The sequence below is a fragment of the Rhodanobacter sp. UC4437_H4 genome, from assembly GCF_052978425.1.
In genome coordinates this window covers 730135-749169 of sequence record NZ_CM129673.1, presented here as the reverse complement: position 1 = coordinate 749169, position 19035 = coordinate 730135, and the positions used below count along the sequence as shown (strand labels likewise).

Here is a 19035-nt window from a genome sequence, read left to right as displayed (position 1 = left end):
AACAGGGCATCGCCGGCGCGCTGCGGGCCGGGCCGCACGCGGGTTGCGCGGGAAGCGAGCCGCCCATGATGCCTGTTTTTGCGCCAATCGCGGTAATCGGGTGTCGACGGGATCAACCCCGGAATGAGCTCTGTGCCACATTTCGTGCCTTCGACGTGTGCCATCGTGAGCGCGAGGCCGCCTGGTGAGGGCGGTCAGTCCATCAGATCCGGGGCATCGCGGCAGGACATTCGCATCAGCCCCGGCAAACAGGTCGGTTTGTGCGCAAGTCCAGTTCAGTTTTCCTCGCCCATTTCGGGCCATCGGTGATCGGCAACCCCGGGTCCCGCCTTCGTTTTCTTTTCCTGCCGGCGCGCGAGGCTTGCGACCGGCATGCGACTTACCACGGCCATCTGGTCAAGGCCGAAATCCTGCTCGACCGCATCGCCGCCGCCCAGACGGCCGGGTTGCGCGCGGTTGCGCCGGCACTGGACGATGCGGATGAAGCGCGCGCCACGGTCAAGCCGCCACGCGACCTGTTTTCCCCCACCACGCTCGAATATCGCCGCTGGTACACGCCGGATGGCAGCGCGCGGGCGCAACCGTTGACGCGTGAGGCACTGGCCGACCTGCTGGGCGCGGATGGCTTGTCGCCGCGCGAGGCACTCGACCGCGCCACCCACCGTTCGCATGCATTGCCTGCGGCGGATCAGGCATGGCTGATCCGCCGACGCAGCCTGCCGGTGCAGCAGCGTCCGCTGAATCGCCGCGAGTTCCACGAGCTGGTCGACGCGCTCGACGGTGCCTGGCAGGCTCCGGCCGGTGCGCCGGAGGTGACGCGCCACAACCGGCGGCTTGCGCTGCAGGTGGCAACGTCGCTGGCCGGCATGCTCGATGAACATGTCGCGCCGCCGTTCCGCGTCGAGGCATTGAACGAGGCGTTCAACGAACGTCTGCTGGTCCACCTGCGCCAGAGCATCGACGCATTTTGCCGGGCCAACGCAGTCTGCGCGGTGCTGCTGGCGGGGCCCAAGGCGTGGTTTGCCGCCAAGGCCGCCCGCATGCGTGCCGAACATCAGGTCGCGCTGGTGTTGTCGACGCGCGCGCACTCCAGCGGGGTCGGCCCGCGTGCCGGGAACGCGCAGCCCGCGGGCATGCCGCGGGCTGCAACCGGCTGAGCCTGCCCTTCGGGCTCAGGCCTCGGCTTCTTCCTTGTACGCATCCACCGGGATGCAGGCGCACATGATGTGCTTGTCGCCGTAGACGTTGTCGACGCGGGCGACCGGCGGCCAGTACTTCTGCAGCTTCAGGCTGGCCAGCGGGAAGGCGGCCAGTTCGCGCGGGTAGGCGTGGGTCCACTCGCTGGCGCTGACCATGGTGGCGGTGTGCGGGGCGTTCTTCAGCGGGTTGTCCTCGCGGTCGAGCTTGCCCTCCTCGATCGCGCGGATCTCGTCGCGGATCTGGATCATCGCGTCGATGAAGCGGTCCAGCTCGACCTGCGATTCGCTCTCGGTCGGTTCCACCATCAAGGTGCCGGACACCGGGAAGCTCAGCGTCGGCGCGTGGAAGCCAAAGTCGATCAGCCGCTTCGCCACGTCCTCGGCGCCGATGCCGGTGGCGTCCTTGAGAGGGCGCAGGTCGAGGATGCACTCGTGCGCCACCAGCCCGTTGCGGCCGGTGTACAGGGTGGGGTAGTGCGCTTCGAGCCGCTTGGCGATGTAGTTGGCGTTGAGCAGGGCGACCTGGGTGGCTTTGCGCAGGCCCTGCTGGCCCATCAGGGTGATGTACATCCAGCTGATCGGCAGGATCGAGGCGCTGCCGAAGCTTGCCGCAGAAACCATGCCGACCGGGCTTTCCTCGCCGAACTTCCTCGGCAGGAACGGGGCGAGGTGCGACTTCACCGCGCACGGGCCGACACCCGGGCCGCCACCGCCGTGCGGGATGCAGAAGGTCTTGTGCAGGTTCAGGTGCGACACGTCCGAGCCCCACTTGCCGGGCTTGGCCACGCCGACCAGCGCGTTCATGTTGGCACCGTCGGTGTACACCTGGCCGCCGTGCGCGTGCACGATCTCGCAGATCGCCACGATGTCTTCCTCGAACACGCCATGCGTGGACGGGTAGGTGATCATCAGCGCGGCGAGACGGTCCGAATACTTCTCGGCGGCGCGGCGGATGTCCTCGACGTCGACGTTGCCGTTGCTGTCGCACTTGGTCACCACCACGGTCATGCCGCACAGGTGCGCGGAGGCCGGGTTGGTGCCGTGGGCGGATTCGGGGATCAGGCAGATGTCGCGATGCGCGTCGCCGCGCGAGCGGTGGTAGGCGCGGATCGCCAGCAGGCCGGCGTACTCGCCCTGCGCGCCGGAGTTCGGCTGCAGGCTCACCGCGTCGTAGCCGGTGCATTCGACCAGCATCGCTTCCAAGCCGTCGATCAGTTCCTTGTAGCCCTGCGCCTGCGCGGCCGGCGCCAGCGGATGGATGTTGGCGAATTCCGGCCAAGTGACCGGGATCATCTCGGCGGTGGCGTTGAGCTTCATGGTGCACGAGCCCAGCGGGATCATCGTGCGATCCATCGCCAGGTCCTTGTCGGCCAGCGCGCGCATGTAGCGCAGCAGCTCGTGCTCGCTGTGGTGCGTGTTGAACACCGGGTGGGTGAGGAAGTCGCTCTTGCGCAGCAGCGTGCGTGGCAGCGCGTCGTGGACTTCGGCATCGAGCGCGTCGATGTCGATCTCGGCACCGAACAGGCCCGCCAGTGCGACGACGTCGGCGCGGGTGGTGGTCTCGTCCAGGCTGATGCCGAGGCTGCTGGCGTCCAGCTCGCGCAGGTTGATGCCTGCAGCGCGGGCCTTGGCATGGACAGCGGCGGCGTCGATGCCGGTGATGTGCAGCGTATCGAAGAAATCGCCGCCCACCTTCACGCCGGCCCGACGCAGCGCGACGGTCAGGATCGCGGCCAGGCGATGCGTGCGGCGCGCGATGCGGGTGAGCCCGGCGGGGCCGTGGTAGACCGCGTACATGCTGGCCATCACCGCCAGCAGCACCTGCGCGGTGCAGATGTTGGAGGTGGCCTTCTCGCGGCGGATGTGCTGCTCGCGCGTCTGCAGGGTGAGGCGGTAGGCCGCCTTGCCCTCGGTGTCGATCGACACGCCGATCAGGCGGCCCGGCATCGAGCGCTTGTACGCGTCGCGGCAGGCCATGAACGCGGCGTGCGGGCCGCCGAAGCCGAACGGCACGCCGAAGCGCTGCGAGTTGCCCACCACGATGTCGGCGCCCCATTCGCCGGGCGCGGCGATCAGGGTCAGCGCGAGCAGGTCGGTGGCGACCGCGACCACGCCGCCGCGCGCGTGCACGGCGTCGGCGATCGCCTGGTAATCGTTGATGCTGCCGAAGGTGTCCGGGTACTGCAGCAGCACGCCGAACGCATCGGTACCGGCCGCATCGCTGTCCGCGCCGACCACCAGTTCGATGCCCAGCGGTTCGGCGCGCGTGCGCACCACTTCCAGCGCCTGCGGGTGCACGCCGCTGGACACGAAGAACACGTTCGACTTCGACTTGCACGAGCGCTTGGCCAGGGTCATCGCCTCGGCCGCGGCGGTGGCCTCGTCCAGCAGCGAGGCGTTGGCGATCTCCATCCCGGTGAGGTCGGCGCACATCGTCTGGAAGTTGATCAGCGCCTCCATGCGGCCCTGCGAGATCTCCGCCTGGTACGGCGTGTACGCGGTGTACCAGGCCGGATTCTCCAGGATGTTGCGCAGGATGACGTTCGGCGTCAGCGTGCCGTAATAGCCCTGGCCGATGAAGCTGCGGAACACCTGGTTCTTGCCGGCGATCGCGCGGATCTTGGCCAGCGCGGCCTCCTCGGTGATCGCTTCGGGCAAGGCCAGCGGGGCGGCGGACTTGATCGAGCCGGGAACGATGGCGTCGGTCATCGACTCCAGCGAATCGTGGCCGATCACGCGCAGCATCTGTGCGATCTCGGCGTCGTCCGGACCGATGTGGCGTTCGATGAACGCGCCGTGGTGTTCGAGGTCGCGCAGGGAGGTCGGGTTCTTCGAGGTCATGAAAGGGCATCCGCAGACAACGTGCCGTGCCGCACGTGGGGCGCCCCTCTGTCCTTTTGCCTGAGAGTTTGGAAACGCGGCGGCGTTTCGTGCCCCTTCGGCGGCGGATTCAACCGCTCTCTCCAGAGTGTTTGACGCAGGATGGTATGGAGCCTGAGCGATTACGGGCGTTGCGCCTTCGGCAGCCGGTGCTCCGGTCGGGAGCGCGCGGCTTCTCCCACCATGCGTTTTACCCCGGCGATTATACAGGTCGGGCACGTGTGCGGCGGGCGCGGTTCAGGTGGAACCGGCACTATGCTTGGCGCCCCGTCCAGTGGAGGAACCCGCATGCTCCGCATCGGCGAGATCGACCACGTGGTGCTGCGCGCCATCGACCCGGTGGCCATGCAGCGCTTCTATTGCGACGTACTGGGTTGCCGCGAGGAGCGGCGCCAGGACGAGATCGGCCTGGTGCAACTGCGTGCCGGCGCCTCGCTGATCGATCTGGTGGCGATCGACGGCAAGCTCGGCCGTCTCGGCGGCGCGGCACCGGCTGCACAGGGCCACAACATGGACCACCTGTGCCTGCGCGTGGAGGATTACGACGAGGCGGCGATCCTGGCCCATCTGCGGGCGCACGGCGTGCGTATCGGCGAGTCGGGTTCGCGCTATGGCGCACGCGGCGAGGGCCCGTCGATCTACCTTTACGATCCGCAGGGCAACATGATCGAGCTGAAGGGGCCGGCAGTCGCTTGAAGCGCGAAGAACTGCGCTCCCCGCACGCTCAGGGTGAGCGGTGTGGGCCGGAAGGCGGCCTTCCTGACTTCAATGCAAACCCTGAAAAGACGAAGGCCGCCTTGAAAGGCGGCCTTCGTTTACAATTGGTGCCCAGAAGAGGACTCGAACCTCCACGGAGTTGCCCCCGCTAGCACCTGAAGCTAGTGCGTCTACCAATTCCGCCACCTGGGCAAGGTGCCACACCGCTCAGCGAGCTGCGTGAGCCGCGTAATGTAGGCATCGACCGCTGGCTTGTCAACTCTTTTTCACCCTCATCGCACGCGCCGTGTCATTCTCTGCGCCGCGTGACACCACAAGGATACTTAGTGACCAGAAAAACTCCCCCCACGTCCGGCCGTTCCCCGGATGCGCGCCCCCCGAAGAAAACCGGCAGTCGCTCGTCGCGCGGGCCATCCGCGCCGGACAAGCGCGGCAAGGCTGCCACCGGCGCCGTGCGCGACCCGCATGCCAATCGCGAGGCACAGCGCTATGCGCGCCCCATCCCCAGCCGCGAGGCGATCCTCGCCCTGCTGGAAGAGCGCGGCGAACTGCTGACCGAAGCGCGCATCGCCGACGCGCTGCAGATTCACGATGAAGTCGACCTCGAGGCACTGCGCAAGCGGCTCGCGGCGATGGTGCGCGATGCCCAGTTGCTGCTGGGCCGGCGCGGCGGCTACGCGCCGACGCGCAAGCTCGACCTGATCGCCGGCCGCGTGCTGGCCAACGCCGAGGGCTACGGGTTCCTGCGCCCCGACGAGGGCGGCGAAGACCTGTACCTGTCGCCGCAGCAGATGCGTACGGTGCTGCATGGTGATCGCGTGCTGGCCAGCGTGGTCGGCATCGACCGTCGCGGCCGCAAGCAGGGTGCGATCGCCGAAGTGCTGGAACGTCGCTCGCCGCGCCTGGTTGGCCGCGTGTTGATCGAGGATGGCGTCACCCTGGTCACGCCCGACGATCGCCGCCTGAACCAGGACGTGATCATCAAGCCGGGCCAGGAGCAGAGCGCCGAGTCCGGCCAGATCGTGGTGGTGGAGATCACCGACCCGCCGACGCCTTACCGCGGTCCGCTGGGCGAGATCCGCGCGGTGCTGGGCAATCGCCTGCAGCCCTCGCTGGTGGTGGAGATGGCGATCGCCAGCCACGACCTGCCGCACGAATGGCCGGCCGAAGTGTTGCGTGATGCGGCGCAGGTGGAAGCGGAGGTGACCGCTGCCGAGCGGGAAGGCCGTACCGACATCCGCAAGCTGCCGCTGGTCACCATCGACGGCGCCGATGCCCGCGACTTCGACGATGCGGTGTATGCCGAGCCGAAGCGTGGTGGTGGCTGGCGGCTGATCGTGGCGATCGCCGACGTGTCGCACTACGTGCAGGCAGGCAACGCGCTGGATCGCGAGGCATACGAGCGCAGCACGTCCACCTATTTCCCCGGCTTCGTCGTGCCGATGCTGCCGGAGACGCTTTCCAACGGCATCTGCTCACTGAACCCGAAGGTCGAGCGGCTGTGCATGGTCTGCGACATGACCGTCGACGCCGAGGGCAACGTCGCCCGTTCGAAGTTCTACGACGCGGTGATGCGCTCGCATGCGCGGCTGACCTACGACAAGGTGTGGCAGGCGGTCGGCCTGCGCGAGAAGGACGCACGCCACGAAGTCGCCGACGTGCTGCCGCAGCTCGAGAACCTGCACGCGCTGTACAAGGCGATGGCGGCGCAGCGCAAGCGCCGCGGCGCGATCGACTTCGAGACGCCGGAGGTGAAGTTCCGTCTCGACCAGAGCGGCGGCGTGGAGTCGATGGGTGCCACCGAACGCAACGACGCGCACAAGCTGATCGAGGAGTGCATGATCGCGGCCAATGTGCAGGCCGCGCTGTTCCTGGAGAAGAGGAAAATCCCCGCGCTGTTCCGCGCACACGAGCCGCCGCCGGCGGAGAAATACGAGGACCTGCAGCAGTTCCTGCGCGAGTTCAAGCTGCGCATGCCGCCGGTGGAGGAGGTGACCCCGGCCGACTTCTCCGAGATCCTCGCACTGGTGCGCGATCGCCCCGAGCGCGAACTGATCCAGAGCGTGCTGCTGCGCTCGCAGAGCATGGCCGCCTACCAGCCCGACAACCGCGGCCACTTCGGCCTGTCGCTGCAGGCGTACGCGCACTTCACCTCGCCGATCCGTCGTTATCCCGACCTGCTGGTGCATCGCGCGATCCGTTACGCGCTGACCGGCGGCAAGCCCAGCGACTACACCTACACGCCCGCCGAGGTGGCGGCGATGGCCGTGCATTGCTCGCAGCGCGAGCGTCGTGCCGAGGAGGCCGAGCGCGACGTGGACGAGCGCTTCAAGTGCGCGTGGATGGAGAAGCACATCGGCAGCGAGTTCGACGGCGTGGTCACCGGGGTCACCTCGTTCGGCCTGTTCGTGGAGCTGGACGAATCGAAGGTTTCCGGCCTGGTGCACATCAGCCAGCTGGTGAACGACTACTACCACTTCGACGCGGTGCGCAAGCTGCTCAAGGGTGAGCGCACCGGCGCGCAGTTCCGCCTCGGCGACCACGTGCGCATCCAGGTGCTGCGCGCCAGCCTGGAGGATCGCAAGATCGACTTCCGCCTGGTCTCGCCGCGCACGTCGGCCCCGGCCCCAGCCCCGACCGGCAGCGGCAAGGCGTATGACTATGCCGCCGCGGGCGAGCGCTATTCGCTGCCGAAGAAGGCGGCCGCCACGACCAAGGCACCGGGCATGTTCGGTCGCGCCGCCAAGGCGATCGGCCGCGCATTCGGCCGCAAGGAGGCCGAGGTTGCCACACCGGCGCCGGCCCTGCGCAAGGCTGCGGCGAGCGATAGTCCGCCGCCGCGTGCACAGCCGCCGGCAGGGCGCCAGCATGCCGGCGGCCAGCATCAGGGCCGCAGGGTCGAACCGTCGTCCGATCGTCGCCCGCGCAAGGACGGTTCCGCCAGGCGCGCGCCGGCCCCGGCTGCCGTCCCGCCGGCGCCGAAGAAGCACGGCGGCCGCAAACCGAAACCGAAAGGCAAGCCATGAGTGAGAGCTGGATCGTCGGCATCAATCCCGTCGAGGGCGCATTGAGCAACGATGCCGAGCGCGTGCGTGAGCTGCTGGTGGAGAACGGCCAGCGCAACGCCCGCGTGCTGGAGCTGGCCGAGCGCGCAAAGAAGCTGGGCATCGCGGTACGCCACCGTCCGCGCGAGGAGCTGGACAAGCACGCGGGCGAAGCGCGCCACCAGGGCGTGGCGGCGCGTTACGAGGCGGCGCCGGCCGCGCACGAAAGCGACCTTGCCGGCCTGCTCGAACGCGACGGCGGCGATACCCTGGTGCTGGTGCTGGACGGTGTCACCGATCCGCACAACCTCGGCGCCTGCCTGCGCAGCGCCGCCGCGGCGAAAGTCACCGCGGTGATCGTGCCGAAGGATCGCGCGGTCGGCCTCACGCCGGTGGTGCGCCGCGCCTCGGCCGGCGGCGCCGACCGGGTACCGCTGATCGCGGTGACCAACCTGGCGCGTACACTGCGCGAGCTGAAGGATGCCGGCGTGTGGATCACCGGCCTGGCGGGCGACACCGAGACCACGATCTACTGTATCGACTTCAAGGGACCGGTGGCGCTGGTGCTGGGCAGCGAAGGCGAGGGCATCCGCCGGCTCACCCGCGAACTGTGCGATTTCGTGGCGAAGATCCCCATGCCCGGTTCGATGGAGAGCCTCAACGTCTCCGTCGCCACTGGCGTGGCCTTGTTCGAGGCGTTGCGCCAGCGCGGAGCGAAGCGATGACTTTCTTCTGGTACGACTGGGCCGGCTATCTCGGCGTGGCGCTGGTGTTGCTGGCCTTTCTGCTGCTGCAGGGGCATCGCCTGCATGGCAACGGGCTGATCTACCAGACGATGAACATTTTCGGCGCGCTCGGTGTGCTGTTGTCGCTGGTATTCGGCAGCTTCAACCTGTCCGCCTTCCTGCTGGAAGCCGCCTGGATCGCCATCGGCGTCTATGGCGTGGTGAACAACTGGCGTCGTCGTCGCACGATGCCGCCGCCGGCTGGCCACGCGCCATAGGTTGACTGCCTGAATCCGCGTGCCGCCGGTTCCGCGGGTGGCCCGTCAGGCGATCGGGACGTCGCCACCTCGCGCACCGGACGCGCCGAGGTCGAGGCTCGCCCGTTCCACCAGCTCCAGTTGCCGCCAGCGGTTGACGATGCTGCAGAACAGCTCGGCGGTGCGCTCGGCGTCGTAGACGGCCGAATGCGCCTCGCGGCTGTCGAAGGTCAAGCCCGCCGCCAGCACCGCCTTGCTCAGCACGGTCTGGCCATAGGCCAAGCCGGCCAGGGTGACCGTGTCGAAACAGCTGAACGGATGGAACGGATTGCGCTTGTACCCGCAGCGGCGCACCGCCTGGTTGAGAAAGCCCAGATCGAAGGCGGCGTTGTGGCCGACCAGGATCGCGCGCTGGCAACCCGCCTCGCGCACCGCCTCGCGCACCACCTGGAAAACGTGGTCCAGCGCCTGGCGTTCGGGCAGGGCGCCGCGCAATGGATTGTCCGGATCGATCCCGGTGATCTCCAGCGAACGGGGATCGAGGTTGGCGCCGGGGAACGGCTCCACGTGGGTGGTGACCAGCTCCTTGGTGCTCAGGAAGCCGGCCTCGTCGATGCGCAGCGGTATCGCGGCGATTTCCAGCAGCGCATCGTGTTCGGCATCGAAGCCGCCCGTCTCCACGTCGACCACGACCGGCAGGAAACCACGGAAACGCTCGGCCATGCGGGCCACGGCAGGGTTGTTGACGATATCCATCGGCGCAGCATATCAGCCGCCGTGCGGTGCACCCGGCGCCTGGCCGATCGCCGCGAGCATCGCCTCGGCGGTGGACACGCGCAGTTCGCCCGGCGCTTCCAGCTGCAATTGCCGCACCACGCCATCCTCGGCATACAGCGCGAACCGGCGCGCGCGGATGCCCATGCCGAAGTCGCTGCCATCCAGTTCCAGGCCCAGCGCGCGGGTGAAGCTGGCGTTGCCGTCGGCCAGCATCAGCAGCCCGCGTGGCACGTGCTGCGCGGTGGCCCACGCCTGCATCACGTAGGCGTCGTTGACCGCGAGGCACATCACCGCGATGCCGCGCGCCTGGAACTCGGCGAACGCCGCCACGTAGCCGGGCAGGTGATGGTTCGAGCAGGTCGGCGTGAACGCGCCAGGCACGCCGAACAGCACGGCCTTGCGTCCGCCGAACAGCGCGCCTGTGTGCACGGGCCGGATGTCGCCGTCGATCATCTTGATCGCGACGTCGGGCAGGGTGTCCCCGGGTTGGATGGTCATGGATCGCTCAATGGTGAACAACGCTTGCATGCTAGTGGTTTTGGCGGTCGGGTGCCTTGAATCGCCGCGGCGAGCACCTATTTCCGGAGCAGGCGGCGATCACGCCGCAAACCCGTCAGAGGAGGCACTGAAATGAACGTGAGCCGTCAATCCGTGTGGAACCGCGAGTTCGGTACGCCGGACGATTTCCGCCAGGTCATGAGCCGCTTTTTCGGCGCCGGCGACAATGACCAGTCCACCGTGGAAACCAGCCAGTGGGCGCCGCGGGTGGACATCCGCGAGGAAGACAAGCGCTTCATGATCCTGGTCGACGTGCCCGGCGTGGACCCGTCCACGATCGAGGTGAGCATGGACAAGAGCATCCTCACCATCAAGGGCGAACGCACCGTCGACAACGAAAAGGACGGCGGCAGGCTGACCCGGCAGGAGCGCGTCTACGGCACCTTCCATCGCCGCTTCTCGCTGCCGGAAAGCGCCGACGCGGAGAACATCAGCGCGCATGGCCGTTTCGGCGTGCTGGAGATCGCGATTCCGAAGAAGCCCGAAACCACGCCGCGTCGCATCGCGATCGACACCGGCAACTGACCTGCGCTGCACACGCAACGCGGTATGAAGACCCGCCCCGTCGTGGATAATGCTCCACGGCGGGGCGCAGCCTTTCGGGCTGCGGTACCGACGAAAAGGAGCGGGTGTGGAATTCAAAGATTATTACGAGATCCTCGGCGTCAAGCCTGACGCCAGCGAGGCCGACATCAAGGCGGCGTATCGCAAGTTGGCGCGCAAGTACCACCCGGACAAGAACAAGGACGCGGGCGCCGAGGAGAAGTTCAAGGCGGTCAACGAAGCCAACGAGGTGTTGAAGGACGCCGAGAAGCGGCGCTCCTACGACCAGTTGCGCGCCGGCGGTTATCGCCAGGGCGAGCAGTTCCGCCCGCCGCCGGGCTGGCAGGAGCAACAGGGCTTCGGTGGCGACGCCGGTGATTTCAGCGATTTCTTCGAAAGCCTGTTCGGTCGCGGCGCTGCGCATGGCGGCCATCGCGGCCAGCCGCGGCCGCGGCGTGGGCAGGACGTGCAGGCCTCGGTGCAGATCGACCTGCAGACCGCCTTCGACGGCGGCCCTACGCGGTTGGCCATGCACGATTCGTCCGGCGGCGAGCGCGTGCTCGAGGTGAAGATCCCCGCCGGCATCCAGAGCGGCCAGGTGATCCGTCTCTCGGGCCAGGGTCAGTCGGGCATGGGCGGTGGACCCAAGGGCGACCTGCTGCTGGAAGTGATCATCCGCGACGACCCGCGCTTTCGCCTCGACGGTCGCAACGTCGTCCACGTGCTGCCGATCGCGCCGTGGGAAGCCGCGCTGGGCGCGACCGTACCGGTGCCGACGCTGGCGGGCACCGTGGACCTGCGCATCCCCGCCGGCTCGCAGTCAGGCCGCAAGCTGAGGCTGAAGGGCCGCGGCATGCCTGGCGGCAATCCGGGCGATCAGCTGGTGGAATTGTCCATTCGCACGCCGGCGGCCGACAGCGATGCGCAGCGCAAGGCCTATGAGGTCTTGCGGAAGAGTTTCGCGGACTACGATCCGCGAGGCTGAAGTTCCGCACGTCGTAGGGCGGGCACCGCCCGCCATCGGCGCGCCGGAAAGGGCGGTCGGCGGGCAGTGCCCGCCCTACCCAGTGCTTTCCCTCACATGACGAAGAGCATCGCGCACAGGGTGCGCTCCTGCAGATGACGCGGCCGCCGGCAAGCAAAAGGCCGCCTCGCGGCGGCCTTCCGTTCAATCACACGAGATGACCACTCAGCTGCGCGAGGCGCGCTTGCGGTCGATCTCGGTGAGGTGTTTCTTGCGCAGGCGGATTTCCTTCGGGGTGACCTCGACCAGCTCGTCGTCGTCGATGAAGTCCAGTGCCTGTTCCAGGGTGAACTTGATCGCGGGGGTGAGCTGGATCGCGTCGTCCTTGCCCGAGGCGCGCATGTTGGTCAGCGGCTTGGGCTTGATCACGTTGACGGTGAGGTCGTTGTCCTTGGCGTGGATGCCGACCAGCTGGCCTTCATACACGTTGTCGCCCTCGGCGGCGAACAGCTTGCCGCGATCCTGCAGCGGCCCGAGCGAATAGGCGGGGGTGGTGCCGCCGGCATTGGCGATCATCACGCCGTTCTGCCGCTTGGCGATCTGGCCTTCTTCCTTGGGGCCGTAGTGGTCGAACACGTGGAACAGCAGGCCCGAGCCCTGGGTCAGGGTCTTGAACTGGTTCTGGAAGCCGATCAGGCCGCGCGCCGGGATTTCGTAATCCAGCCGCACGCGGCCCTTGCCGTCGGATTCCATGTTCTTCAGCTGGCCCTTGCGCATGCCCAGCTTCTCCATCACGCCGCCCTGGTGGATTTCCTCCACGTCGACCACCAACTGCTCGATCGGCTCCATCTTCTGGCCGTCGATCTCCTTGATGATGACTTCCGGGCGTGACACGGCCAGTTCGTAGCCTTCGCGGCGCATGTTCTCGATCAGCACCGACAGGTGCAGCTCGCCGCGGCCGGAGACCAGGAACTTGTCGGCATCCGAACCCTGCTCCACCTTCAGCGCCACGTTGTGCACCTGCTCGCGCTCCAGCCGGTCCTTGAGCTGGCGGCTGGTGAGGAACTTGCCGCCGGAGAGATCCTTGTTGCCGGCGAACGGCGAATTGTTGACCTGGAAGGTCATCGAGATCGTCGGTTCGTCCACGGTCAGCGCAGGCAGCGCCTCGGGCGTGTCCAGCGCGCAGATGGTGTCGGAGATGGTCAGGTCGGCGATGCCCGAGATGGCCACGATGTCGCCGGCCTCGGCGGTTTCCTGCTCGATCCGCTCCAGGCCGAGGAAGCCGAGCACCTGCAGCACCTTGCCCTGGCGCTTCTTGCCGTGACGGTCGATCACCGCCACCGGCATGTTCTTCTTCAAGGTGCCGCGCTGGATGCGGCCGATGCCGATCACGCCGACGAAGTTGTTGTAATCGAGCTGGCTGATGCGCATCTGGAACGGGCCGTCAGGGTCCACGTCCGGCTTGCTGACGTGCTGCATGATCGCCTCGTACAGCGGGGTCATGTCGCCCTCGCGCACGTTCTCGTCCAGGCCGGCGTAGCCGTTCAGCGCCGAGGCGTAGACGATCGGGAACTCCATCTGCTCGGGCGTGGCGCCGAGGCGGTCAAACAGATCCCATACCTGCTCGACGACCCACTCCGGGCGCGCACCGGGGCGGTCGACCTTGTTGATCACCACGATCGGCTTGAAGCCCATCGCGAACGCCTTTTGCGTCACGAAGCGGGTCTGCGGCATCGGGCCGTCCATCGCGTCGACCAGGATCAGCACCGAGTCGACCATCGACAGCACGCGCTCGACCTCGCCGCCGAAGTCGGCGTGTCCGGGCGTGTCGACAATATTGATGCGGTTGCCCCGCCACGTGATGGCGGTGTTCTTGGCCAGGATGGTGATGCCGCGTTCCTTTTCCTGGTCGTTCGAATCCATCACACGCTCGGCCAGCACGGTGCGCTCGTTCAGCGTGCCGGACTGCTTGAGCAGGCAGTCCACCAGCGTGGTCTTGCCGTGGTCGACGTGGGCGACGATGGCGATGTTGCGCAGATTTTCTATGGACATGGGATCGACTCGGGTGGCGCGTGCAGCCACCACGTGGGTAATTTGAGGGTTAACCGGTCGATTATACGGGTTTGTGCGCCCGCGTGTGGGCACCCGTGCGACAGCCGGTCAAGGCACGCGACACCACCCGCCTCGGCGAAAGGCCGGTGGCATGGGTCGGTCATCGCCCGAGGCGGGCGCCGTCCCGGGGTTCAAGCGGCGGGCGGCGCGGGCGGAGTGCGCTAGACCACGCCCAGCAGGTAGTACGCGGTGATGACCACGGCCACGGCCAGGGTCTTGATCACGGTGATCGCGAAGATGTCCTTGTAGGACTGGCGATGGGTCAGCCCGGTGACCGCCAGCAGGGTGATCACCGCGCCGTTGTGGGGCAGGGTGTCCATGCCGCCGGAGGCCATTGCGGCCACGCGGTGCAGCACCTCCATCGGGATGCCGGCGGCGTTCGCGTTGTGGATGAAGGTCTCCGCCATCGCGCCCAGCGCGATGCTCATGCCGCCAGAGGCCGAGCCGGTGATGCCGGCCAGCGCGGTGACGGTGACCGCCTCGTTGACCAGCGGGTTGGGAATGGTGTGCAGCGCGTCGGCCACCAGCTTGAAGCCGGGCAGGGCGGCGATCACCGCGCCGAAGCCGTACTCCGAAGCGGTGTTCATCGAGGCCAGCAAGGCGCCGCCGACCGCCGCCTGAGTGCCTGCGGCCAGCCGCCCCATCACTGCACGCCAGGCGAACACCAGCACGCAAAGAATGCCTGCCAGCAGGGCGCCCTCGACCGCCCAGATCGCGGCGACCTTGGGCACCTCCTGCACCACCGGCCTGGCGCTGCCGACCACGCTGGGCAGGAACGATTGCGTCTCGCCGTAGAGGTGCGGAATCCAGTCGGTGAACAGCTTGTTGCATACGCCGACCAGCACCAGCGGCAGCAGGGCGATCAGCGGATGCGGCAGGCGGGTGGCGTCGAACGGCTCCGGTTCGTTGACCAGGTTGCTGCCGTAGCCCTCGCCGGCCGCCGCGGCCTTGCGCCGGCGCCAGTCGAGATAGCCCAGGCCCACGACCAGGATGAAGATGCCGCCGATCGTGCCCAGCCACGGCGCGGCCCAGGTATCGGTGCCGAAGAACGCGGTGGGGATGATGTTCTGGATCTGCGGCGTGCCGGGCAGCGAATCCATGGTGAAGGTGAACGCGCCCAGCGCGATGGTGCCGGGGATCAGCCGCTTGGGGATGTCGCTGGCGCGGAACAGTTCCGCCGCGAACGGGTAGACCGCGAACACCACCACGAACAGCGACACGCCGCCGTAGGTCAGCAGCGCGCACACCAGCACGATGGACAGGATCGCCCGGCTGCGCCCGACCAGGCCGATCGTCGCCGCCACGATCGACTTGGAGAACCCCGACAGCTCGATCAGCTTGCCGAACACCGCGCCCAGCATGAACACCGGGAAATACAGCTTGAGGAAACCGACCATCCTGTCCATGAACAGGCCGGTGAACATCGGTGCCACCAGCGCCGGCTCGGTCAGCAGCACCGCGCCCAGCGCGGCGATCGGGGCGAACAGGATCACGCTGTAGCCGCGGTAGGCCGCGAACATCAGGAAGCACAGCGCAGCCAGCACGATCAAGAATGCCATCCGTGATTTCCCCAGCCTCGTCAATGCGACAGGCGTCGAGTATCCCGGAGGCACCAGGGCGCGGGCACTGTACGAAGGTACGAGTGCCCCGGCTTGCACGGGCACCTAAGCTGATCTGCATTCAGCATCCGCGCGAGCGATGCATTCACCGCCAAGGGGACGTCATGAAACGCACGCAACTGAGCTCGGCGATCGGTCTGGTACTGGGTTTCGCGCTGATGGCGCCGCTGCAGGCGCAGCAGGTCACGGATCCGTCAGGCACGGTCAAGCCGGCGGCCGCCAAGCAGGCCGAGGCGACACAGCTGGAAGCGGTCACGGTCACCGCGCGGCGTCGCGGCGAGGCGCTGGAGAAGGTGCCGGTGGCGGTCAGCGCGTTCACCAACGAGGATCTGAAGGATCTGCAGGCGAACAACATCGACGGCCTGCAGGGAGCCGTGCCGGGCATGAACATCGTGCAGGGCCGTGGCTCGTCCTCCTCGGTGAACGTGTTCATCCGCGGCATCGGCCAGCCCGACGCGTTGCAGACCTTCGACCCGGGCGTCGGCATGTACGTCGACGACGTGTACTACTCGCGCATCCAGGGCGCCCTGTTCAGCCTGTTCGACATCGAGCGCGTCGAGGTGCTGCGCGGGCCGCAGGGCACGCTGTACGGCAAGAACTCCACCGGCGGCGCGATCAAGATCATTACCAAAGAGCCGAGCAACACGCCCGAGGGCTCGATCGAGGGCACGGTCGGCAACTATGGCCGGCGCGAGGGTCGTTTCTATGTTTCCGGGCCGCTCGGCGCAACGGTGTCGGGCAATCTGGCCGGCGTCTACACGCGCACCGATGGTTACGTCACCGATCCGGCCACCGGCCAGAAATACAACAACGACAACACCAAGGCCGTGCGCGGCAAGTTGAAGTGGCAACCCAGTGACGCCTTCAGCGCCACGCTGTCGGCCGACTACACCAGGCAGGACACCAAGCTGACCCTGGGTGAGGCGACCGCGCCGCTGTATGCCACCGACCTCGCACTGGGCCAGGTGCTGCTCTACACGCCGCCCGCCGGCAAGTACGACTTCCACGGCGCGACCTCGTTCGGCCCCGGCCACGGGCAGAAGCTCACTCACTACGGCGCGTCGCTGCACATGGATTGGCACCTGGCCGACCGCTGGGACCTGAAGAGCATCACGGCGTGGCGCAAGCTGCACAGCAATTCCTTCATCGACATCGACGCCACCACGCTGGAACTGGGCGACGTGCTGGTCGATTTCCATCAGAAACAGCTGAGCCAGGAACTGCAGCTGCAGTACGACAACGGCAGCAACCTGCAGGCCGTGTACGGCCTGTATTACCTGGACGAGAAGGTGCCCTCGCACCAGGAGGCCTACGCCGACGACCTGCTGCGCTTCGCCACGCTGCCGGTGGATTTCCTGCGCACGATCGACGACAAGCTGGAGAACAAGAGCTGGGCCGGCTTCGCGCATTTCAACTGGGAGTTCGTGCCGACCTGGACGCTCGCCGCCGGCGTGCGCTACACCCACGAAACGAAGGACTACTGGCGCACCACCAGCGCGTTCTTCGGCGCGCCGCTGCAGGCGTTCAGCCAGGACCCGCAGGCGGTGATCCAGCCGACCAGCAAGTCGTGGAGCGCGGTCACGCCGTCGCTCAGCCTGGAGAAGCAGTTCACGCCGCAGACGATGGGCTATGTCTCGGTCAACCGCGGCTTCAAGTCCGGCGGCTTCAACGGCCGCGCCAACGATCCGGCGGAAGCGGCCGACCCGACCTTCGATCCCGAGTACGTGTGGACCTACGAGCTGGGCCTGAAGATGCGCTCGGCCGACAACCGGCTGCAGGGCAATTTCGCCGCCTACCACTCCAACTACACCGACTTCCAGGCGCGCGTTTCCGAGGTGCAGAACCCGGGCTCGGCCACGCCGGCCTTCAGCTTCCCGGTGCTCAACGCCGCCAAGCTGAAGATCGACGGCCTGGAGTTCGAGGGCGCCGCCGTGCTGGGCGAGGGCACCAGGCTTTCGACGCAGCTGGCGTGGATGGATGCGCGCTACGACAAGTTCGTCGACCCCCGCACGCAGTACGACCCGAGCCTGGCCGACCTGCACGACCACGTGCCGTTCTCGCCGAAGTTCACCGCCCGCGTGGCGCTGGCGCACACCTTCGGCCTGCCCAGCGGCAGCGCGCTGACCTTCGGCGCCGACGCCTCGTATCGCAGCGACACCTGGCTCAGCGTCGACAACCGCGACGGGCTGATGCAGCAGGCGTACACGGTCACCGGCGTGTTCGGCGTGTTCGATTCGGTCGACGGGCACTGGCAGCTGCGCGCCGGCGTGCGCAACCTCGGCGACAAGGTCTACAAGACCGACGGCCAGGAGTTCTCCAGCGTCGGCAACATCCAGACCGCCTACTACGGCGCGCCACGCAACTGGTACTTCAGCGCCCGGTACAATTTCTGAGCGGAACGCACCGGGTCCCGGTGCGCCGGGCCAACCGCCACTGCACCACGGGCAAGCATGGCCTGCGGCGCAGCGGTGGGCAGGGGCGATCCGCCGCTTCCCGGCCGGCAGGCCCACCATTCGACGGAGCAGACCCATGAACAGCCGATGGTTCAACCGCTTGCTGCTGCTGACCCTGCTGGGCAGCGGCAGCGCCTGCGCCGCCGACACCGCCGGGCGCCTGCCGCATCTGGCGATCGACCCCGCCCGCGTCGCGGTGGTGGGGCTTTCCTCGGGGGCCTACATGGCCGGCCAGGCGCAGCTCGCGTATCCCGATCTGTTTCCCGATGCCGCGCTGGTCGCCGGCGGCCCGTACGGTTGTGCCGGGGGGCAGCTGGCGGTGGCGCTGAGCGCCTGCATGAAGGGAGTGCCGGCGCCCGATGTCGCCAAACTGGTGGCCAGTGCCCGTGAGCGCTCGGCCGACGGCCGGATCGGTCCGCTGAAGGATCTCGCCGGCGCCCGCGTCTACCTGCTGCATGGCAAGGACGACGCCCTGGTCGCCCCGGCCGTGGCCGAGGCCGGCGCCCGTTTCTACGAGCAGTTGCGCGACGGCACGCCCGGCCTGGACGGCATGCAGGTGCACGAGGACGGCCAGCGTGCGTTTGCGCACAACCTGCCGGTGGCCGGCAGCGGCGACGATTGCGACAAGTCGGTGGCGCCGTACCTGGGCCACTGCGGCTTCGACGCCGCCGGCGAAATTTTCGCGCGGATGTTCGGCGAGCCGGCGCATGCCGCCACCGCGGCACGCGGCGAGCTGCGCACGTTCGACCAGGATGCGCTGCGCCCCGGGGGCGCCGACGCGTTCCTGGCAAGCACCGGATACGTCTATCTGCCGCCGGCCTGCATCGCCGGCAAGCCCTGCGGCCTGATGGTGGCCTTCCACGGCTGCAAGCAGAATGCCGACGCCGTGGGCAAGGCCTTCGTCGAGGACGCGGGCTTCAATCGCTGGGCGGACGTCTACGACGTGGCCGTGCTATATCCTCAGACACGCGCAAGTTTCGCGCCCTTGAATCCGCAGGCATGCTGGGACTGGTGGGGTTATTCGGGAGCCGACTACGACACACGCCAGGGCGTGCAGTTGCGCTGGCTGGTGGACGCGGTGCACGCGCTGGGTTTGCCTGCCGGGCATTGATGTCCCCCCATGCGGATGGCTTCGACGGTATCGTGGGAGCGCGCTCGCGCGCGATGCTTTTGGTTCCGTGCAAAAC

The 19035-nt window shown here is 67.7% G+C and carries 14 protein-coding genes, 1 tRNA gene and 1 riboswitch; of the genes, 9 read left to right on the top strand and 6 right to left on the bottom strand.

The features are described from left to right. Window positions 1-260: 260 nt before the first annotated feature. Window positions 261-1157 carry a hypothetical protein gene (locus tag ACVCL3_RS03660; RefSeq protein ID WP_395118189.1) on the top strand — a complete coding sequence of 299 codons (897 nt, stop codon included), beginning with the start codon at window positions 261-263 and terminating at the stop codon, window positions 1155-1157. 15 nt (window positions 1158-1172) lie between these two features. Here ACVCL3_RS03660 and gcvP read toward each other — a convergent pair whose 3' ends face one another. Then, entirely contained in the window at window positions 1173-4040 is a 2868-nt protein-coding gene (gcvP, locus tag ACVCL3_RS03655) for an aminomethyl-transferring glycine dehydrogenase (RefSeq protein ID WP_447100470.1), read from the bottom strand. Between the two features lie 38 nt (window positions 4041-4078). After that, window positions 4079-4176: riboswitch (glycine riboswitch) on the bottom strand. 191 nt (window positions 4177-4367) lie between these two features. On the opposite strand from gcvP, the gene ACVCL3_RS03650 reads away from it, so the two are divergent. Next, on the top strand, window positions 4368-4775 hold the full coding sequence (locus tag ACVCL3_RS03650) for a VOC family protein (RefSeq protein ID WP_447100469.1): 408 nt from the start codon (window positions 4368-4370) through the stop codon (window positions 4773-4775). A 126-nt stretch (window positions 4776-4901) separates the two neighbouring features. Here ACVCL3_RS03650 and ACVCL3_RS03645 read toward each other — a convergent pair. After that, window positions 4902-4988 (bottom strand) — tRNA-Leu (locus ACVCL3_RS03645). A gap of 134 nt (window positions 4989-5122) precedes the next feature. Between ACVCL3_RS03645 and rnr the strand changes: the two genes are divergently transcribed. The 3 genes from rnr to ACVCL3_RS03630 are packed head-to-tail and all read left to right on the top strand — an operon-like array spanning window position 5123 to window position 8843. Beyond that, window positions 5123-7822 (top strand): ribonuclease R, encoded by a 2700-nt coding sequence (gene rnr / locus ACVCL3_RS03640; protein ID WP_447100468.1) that lies wholly within the window; start codon window positions 5123-5125, stop codon window positions 7820-7822. Beyond that, window positions 7819-8565 carry a 23S rRNA (guanosine(2251)-2'-O)-methyltransferase RlmB gene (rlmB, locus tag ACVCL3_RS03635; protein WP_447100467.1) on the top strand — a complete coding sequence of 249 codons (747 nt, stop codon included), beginning with the start codon at window positions 7819-7821 and terminating at the stop codon, window positions 8563-8565. The genes rnr and rlmB overlap by 4 nt, the downstream gene beginning before the upstream one ends. Next, window positions 8562-8843, top strand: a complete 282-nt coding sequence (locus tag ACVCL3_RS03630) for a CBU_0592 family membrane protein (RefSeq protein WP_395118204.1) — start codon at window positions 8562-8564, stop codon at window positions 8841-8843. The genes rlmB and ACVCL3_RS03630 overlap by 4 nt, the downstream gene beginning before the upstream one ends. A 45-nt stretch (window positions 8844-8888) precedes the next feature. Here the strand turns inward: ACVCL3_RS03630 and rnt are convergent, their stop codons facing one another. Together rnt and ACVCL3_RS03620 are read right to left on the bottom strand one after the other, a co-directional pair. Continuing rightward, window positions 8889-9578, bottom strand: coding sequence for a ribonuclease T (gene rnt, locus ACVCL3_RS03625; protein ID WP_447100466.1), 690 nt, complete (start codon window positions 9576-9578; stop codon window positions 8889-8891). A gap of 12 nt (window positions 9579-9590) precedes the next feature. Then, a complete protein-coding gene (locus ACVCL3_RS03620) occupies window positions 9591-10097 on the bottom strand; it encodes a redoxin family protein (protein WP_447100465.1) in 507 nt (168 codons plus the stop codon). 132 nt (window positions 10098-10229) lie between these two features. On the opposite strand from ACVCL3_RS03620, the gene ACVCL3_RS03615 reads away from it, so the two are divergent. Together ACVCL3_RS03615 and ACVCL3_RS03610 are read left to right on the top strand one after the other, a co-directional pair. Further along, window positions 10230-10682 carry an Hsp20/alpha crystallin family protein gene (locus tag ACVCL3_RS03615; protein ID WP_395118210.1) on the top strand — a complete coding sequence of 151 codons (453 nt, stop codon included), beginning with the start codon at window positions 10230-10232 and terminating at the stop codon, window positions 10680-10682. Window positions 10683-10788: 106 nt separating this feature from the next. Beyond that, a complete protein-coding gene (locus ACVCL3_RS03610) occupies window positions 10789-11685 on the top strand; it encodes a DnaJ C-terminal domain-containing protein (RefSeq protein ID WP_447100464.1) in 897 nt (298 codons plus the stop codon). A gap of 204 nt (window positions 11686-11889) precedes the next feature. On the opposite strand, the gene typA is transcribed toward ACVCL3_RS03610, so the two are convergent. Further along, window positions 11890-13716 carry a translational GTPase TypA gene (gene typA / locus ACVCL3_RS03605; protein WP_447099034.1) on the bottom strand — a complete coding sequence of 609 codons (1827 nt, stop codon included), beginning with the start codon at window positions 13714-13716 and terminating at the stop codon, window positions 11890-11892. 221 nt (window positions 13717-13937) lie between these two features. Continuing rightward, complete coding sequence (locus ACVCL3_RS03600) at window positions 13938-15335, bottom strand: GntP family permease (RefSeq protein ID WP_447100463.1); 1398 nt, start codon at window positions 15333-15335, stop codon at window positions 13938-13940. A 164-nt stretch (window positions 15336-15499) separates the two neighbouring features. Between ACVCL3_RS03600 and ACVCL3_RS03595 the strand changes: the two genes are divergently transcribed. Beyond that, window positions 15500-17788, top strand: a complete 2289-nt coding sequence (locus tag ACVCL3_RS03595) for a TonB-dependent receptor (RefSeq protein ID WP_447100462.1) — start codon at window positions 15500-15502, stop codon at window positions 17786-17788. 136 nt (window positions 17789-17924) lie between these two features. Then, on the top strand, window positions 17925-18959 hold the full coding sequence (locus tag ACVCL3_RS03590) for an extracellular catalytic domain type 2 short-chain-length polyhydroxyalkanoate depolymerase (protein WP_447099032.1): 1035 nt from the start codon (window positions 17925-17927) through the stop codon (window positions 18957-18959). The last annotated feature ends 76 nt before the right edge of the window (window positions 18960-19035 follow it).

What these genes read in the sequence shown, in the direction of transcription:
- typA (WP_447099034.1), bottom strand. Translation starts at nt 13,716, where the DNA reads ATGTCCATAGAAAATCTGCGCAACATCGCCATCGTCGCCCACGTCGAC.
- ACVCL3_RS03590 (WP_447099032.1), top strand. Translation starts at nt 17,925, where the DNA reads ATGAACAGCCGATGGTTCAACCGCTTGCTGCTGCTGACCCTGCTGGGC.
- ACVCL3_RS03650 (WP_447100469.1), top strand. Translation starts at nt 4,368, where the DNA reads ATGCTCCGCATCGGCGAGATCGACCACGTGGTGCTGCGCGCCATCGAC.
- ACVCL3_RS03600 (WP_447100463.1), bottom strand. Translation starts at nt 15,335, where the DNA reads ATGGCATTCTTGATCGTGCTGGCTGCGCTGTGCTTCCTGATGTTCGCG.
- ACVCL3_RS03620 (WP_447100465.1), bottom strand. Translation starts at nt 10,097, where the DNA reads ATGACCATCCAACCCGGGGACACCCTGCCCGACGTCGCGATCAAGATG.
- rlmB (WP_447100467.1), top strand. Translation starts at nt 7,819, where the DNA reads ATGAGTGAGAGCTGGATCGTCGGCATCAATCCCGTCGAGGGCGCATTG.
- ACVCL3_RS03595 (WP_447100462.1), top strand. Translation starts at nt 15,500, where the DNA reads ATGAAACGCACGCAACTGAGCTCGGCGATCGGTCTGGTACTGGGTTTC.
- gcvP (WP_447100470.1), bottom strand. Translation starts at nt 4,040, where the DNA reads ATGACCTCGAAGAACCCGACCTCCCTGCGCGACCTCGAACACCACGGC.
- ACVCL3_RS03630 (WP_395118204.1), top strand. Translation starts at nt 8,562, where the DNA reads ATGACTTTCTTCTGGTACGACTGGGCCGGCTATCTCGGCGTGGCGCTG.
- rnt (WP_447100466.1), bottom strand. Translation starts at nt 9,578, where the DNA reads ATGGATATCGTCAACAACCCTGCCGTGGCCCGCATGGCCGAGCGTTTC.
- ACVCL3_RS03615 (WP_395118210.1), top strand. Translation starts at nt 10,230, where the DNA reads ATGAACGTGAGCCGTCAATCCGTGTGGAACCGCGAGTTCGGTACGCCG.